General features: G+C 39.8%; 2 protein-coding genes. Both read left to right on the forward strand.

Annotation, left to right across the window (positions count from 1 at the left end):
- Nucleotides 1-55 precede the first annotated feature (55 nt).
- Nucleotides 56-1,639 carry a GMC oxidoreductase gene (locus tag IQ229_RS18240; protein WP_194046142.1) on the forward strand — a complete coding sequence of 528 codons (1,584 nt, stop codon included), beginning with the start codon at nt 56-58 and terminating at the stop codon, nt 1,637-1,639.
- Between the two features lie 219 nt (nt 1,640-1,858).
- Entirely contained in the window at nt 1,859-3,478 is a 1,620-nt protein-coding gene (locus IQ229_RS18245; RefSeq protein WP_194046144.1) for a GMC oxidoreductase, read from the forward strand.
- Nucleotides 3,479-3,581 lie beyond the last annotated feature (103 nt).

The following is a 3,581-nucleotide window of genomic DNA, read 5'->3' on the forward strand; positions in this document are numbered from 1 at the left end:
AAGCTAGTCTGTACAACTACTTTTAGAAAATGTCTAATTATGAAGTGGGGAATTTATGGTTCACAAATCTTTTAGTCGCCGTCATTTTCTTCAAGGTGCCACTCTATTCAGTGCTAGCGTAGCAACTTCAGTACTTACTTCTAGTCGTACTGGAGCTACTATTGGCGATGAGTATTCAGAGGCTGTTGTTATCGGTAGTGGCTATGGTGGGGCTGTTGCTGCTCTACGTTTGGGACAAGCTGGTATTCAAACATTAGTATTAGAACGCGGTCGCCGTTGGGAAATCCCATCTCAAAATAATCAAGACGTTTTTGCAACTTATCGTAAGCCTGATGGTCGAGGTGCTTGGCTTAGTTCGACAACTTTATTCGGGGATTCTGTAGATACATATACAGGAGTTTTAGAAACTTTAAGAGAATACGGTGCAAATCCTTTGTGTGGTGCTGGAGTTGGAGGTGGTTCACTAGTTAACAATGGTGGTGTTGTAGTACCCAAGAGTCGTTATGTATTTTATCAAGTCTTTCCTCGGTCAATCGACTATGATGAATTGGTTGATGTTTACTTTAATCGTGTTCGTAAAATACTGGAGCCAAGCCCTATTCCAGCCGACGTCTTAGCTACTAAATACTATGAATCAACCCGGTTATTTCAACAACATGCAAGTAGGGCAGGATTTGCAAATTATCTAATAGATTTGGCTGTTGATTGGAATGCAGTTCGTGATGAAATAGCTGGAACCAAAGTAGCTTCTGCGAGTATTGGAGAAATTTGGTTTGGCTGCAACAGTGGAGCGAAGAAAAGTCTAGACCGCAATTACATACCCCTAGCAGAGCAGACTAAATATGTTGAAATTATGCCTCTGTGTGTAGTAACGGCAATTTCTCAATTACCTAACGAAAAACTTTACCGAGTTTCATACAATCGGATAAACACATCAGGAAAAATTCTGGAAACAAAAACTGTTACCTGCCGCTATTTGTTTTTAGCTGCTGGCTCTATAGGCACTTCCAAACTTTTGGTTAAGGCTAAAGCTACAGGCAAGTTGCCTAAGTTAAACGATCATGTTGGCAAAAATTGGGGAACTAACGGCGATACCGTTGGTCATCGCTCAAATTTACCACCTATTAAGGATCAAGGAGGATTTGCAGGTGCTATTCTTGAACATTACGATAATCCTATAAGTCCAATTATCCTGATGAATTATCCACAATGGAATAATCCTATAGGATCACAAGAGTGTCTTGGTATGGGTATACCAGAAGCTAAGGGGGTCTTTAAATATGATGCAAGCACGGATTCTGTGAATTTATACTGGCCTTCATACCTTGACAGCAATAAACAACATATAGATGCTACAAAGCTTACGTATAAAATCCTTGATGATGCCAATTTTAAAGATGGGAAGCAACCCTCAACAGAGTTTGTTTACCAGAATGTAGCTCATCCTTCAGGAGGAGCTACTATTGGCAAAGCTTGCGATCAATACGGACGGGTATTCGGTTATAAAGGGCTTTATGTCGTAGATGGCGCGCTTCTTCCTGGCTCTGCTGGAGGTGCAAATCCTTTCTTAACTATTGCAGGTTTAGCAGAGCGCGCTATGGACAAAATTATCCCAAAAATTAAACACGGAGGCTGGTAAATACTTCGTTTATTACCTGAATATCTTTTAGGAGTAAAAATAGAATTTGCTGGTGTTTAATTTGCATCCTAAAAAACTTTACTATGTCATTACTGCTAGCTTTAAATCAATGTTTGCCAAGAAACATTTTAAAGCTTAAGATTTTGACATTATATATAAGTTTTTGCTTCAAAAGTATACTCAATTAGTTCAATTAAATAATTCAGGATGTAGAGGTATATGGTTAATAATTTGTATCGTCGTCGTCGTTTTATTCAAGGTGCCGCCTTTTTCGGTGCTGGTTTAGCAGTTTCAGCAGGAAGTCCTATTTATCGGACAAGTGCTACTAGTAATTATGAGGATACAGAAGCGCTAATTATAGGTAGTGGCTTTGGTGGGTCTATCGCATCTCTACGTTTGGCACAAGCTGGTATTCAAACACTAGTATTGGAGCGAGGCCGTCGTTGGAATATTCGCTCTGATGGGAACACTTTTGCTGATTTCCGTAATCCTGATGGTCGAAGTGCTTGGCTGAGTCCAACAAATTTATTTGGTCAGTCTGTAGACGTGTATACAGGAGTGTTAGAGACCTTAAATGAAGATGGCGTTACTGTTTTAGCTGGTGCTGGCGTTGGAGGCGGTTCTTTAGTTTACAACGCTATTATTTACCAACCTATTCGCGAGTTATTTTATAGAGTTTTTCCTCGTTCAATTAGCTACAAGGAAATGGATGAAATTTACTATCCTCGCGTTCTTTCAATGTTGAGGGCAGCACCAATACCAGACGACGTTTTAAAGACTGATTATTATGAGACAACGCGATTTTTACTGGAAAACGGAAAGAAAGCAGGCTTACCTACTCGATTACTAGATTTAGCTGTTGATTGGGATATAGTTCGTCAAGAAATTCGAGGAGAAAAGATTCCTTCTGCTCTTCAGGGTGAACATTGGTTTGGTATTAATAGTGGAGCAAAAAATAGCCTAGATCGCAATTACTTACTTCAAGCAGAACAAACTGGATTAGTAAAGATTTTACCTTTACATATAGTGACAGAAATTTCTGAATTACCGCGACGTGGTTATCGAGTTAAATGCCATGAAATTGATGAAAGAGGAGAAGTAATTCAGTCAAAAACTTTTACCTGTCGCTACTTGTTTTTAGCAGCTGGTTCTATGGGGACTTCTAAACTTTTGCTCAAGGCTAAAGAAAAAGGCACATTACCTAGATTGAAGCCTAGTGTCGGACAAAATTGGAATAATAATGGAGACATGGTTGCCCAACGTTCAAATTTACCAAAGCCTGTGATTGGCAGAGGGGGTCCGTCAGGCGCTGTCGTGGAAAACATTAATAATACTCAAAATCCGATTAGTCTGATGAATCTGGAAGATTGGTCTGGTGGCCCAGGAACACAAAGGTGTCTGACTTTGGCTATGACAAAACCAAAAGGATTTTTTACCTACGATCGGTCTACAGATGATGTCAAGTTACACTGGCCTGAACAAGAAAATAGAGATAATTTATTAGCTGCAAAAGTTACTTACACAACTCTTGATGGCTCGATTACCACCCCTACTACAACACCAAAGACAGACGTTAGTGCCTCTATCTGTGCCCATCCTTTAGGAGGCGCTGTCATGGGTAAAGTGTGCGATCAATACGGTCGGGTGTTGAATTATCAAGGTTTGTATGTTGTTGATGGTGCGCTGATTCCTGGGCCTACTGCATGTACAAATCCTTCCTTCACTATTGCAGCTATAGCAGAACGTTGTATGGAGAAAATCATTGCAGAAGATATTCACAATAAAAGATATGCTCTTCAAAGAAACGATCATTCTCAGTTTGTCGCAGCTAGGGACTAAGAATATCCAAATTATAGACATGGCTGCATTTTCAAGGTTTTGTTCGTAAAAGGATTTCCTGGTTTTTAAGTAGGGAAAGCAACTATTTTGATTGGTATAAGCT

It is taken from the genome of Nostoc cf. edaphicum LEGE 07299, assembly GCF_015207245.1.
Taxonomy (GTDB): domain Bacteria; phylum Cyanobacteriota; class Cyanobacteriia; order Cyanobacteriales; family Nostocaceae; genus Nostoc; species Nostoc edaphicum_B.

What these genes read in the sequence shown, in the direction of transcription:
- IQ229_RS18240 (WP_194046142.1), top strand. Translation starts at nt 56, where the DNA reads ATGGTTCACAAATCTTTTAGTCGCCGTCATTTTCTTCAAGGTGCCACT.
- IQ229_RS18245 (WP_194046144.1), top strand. Translation starts at nt 1,859, where the DNA reads ATGGTTAATAATTTGTATCGTCGTCGTCGTTTTATTCAAGGTGCCGCC.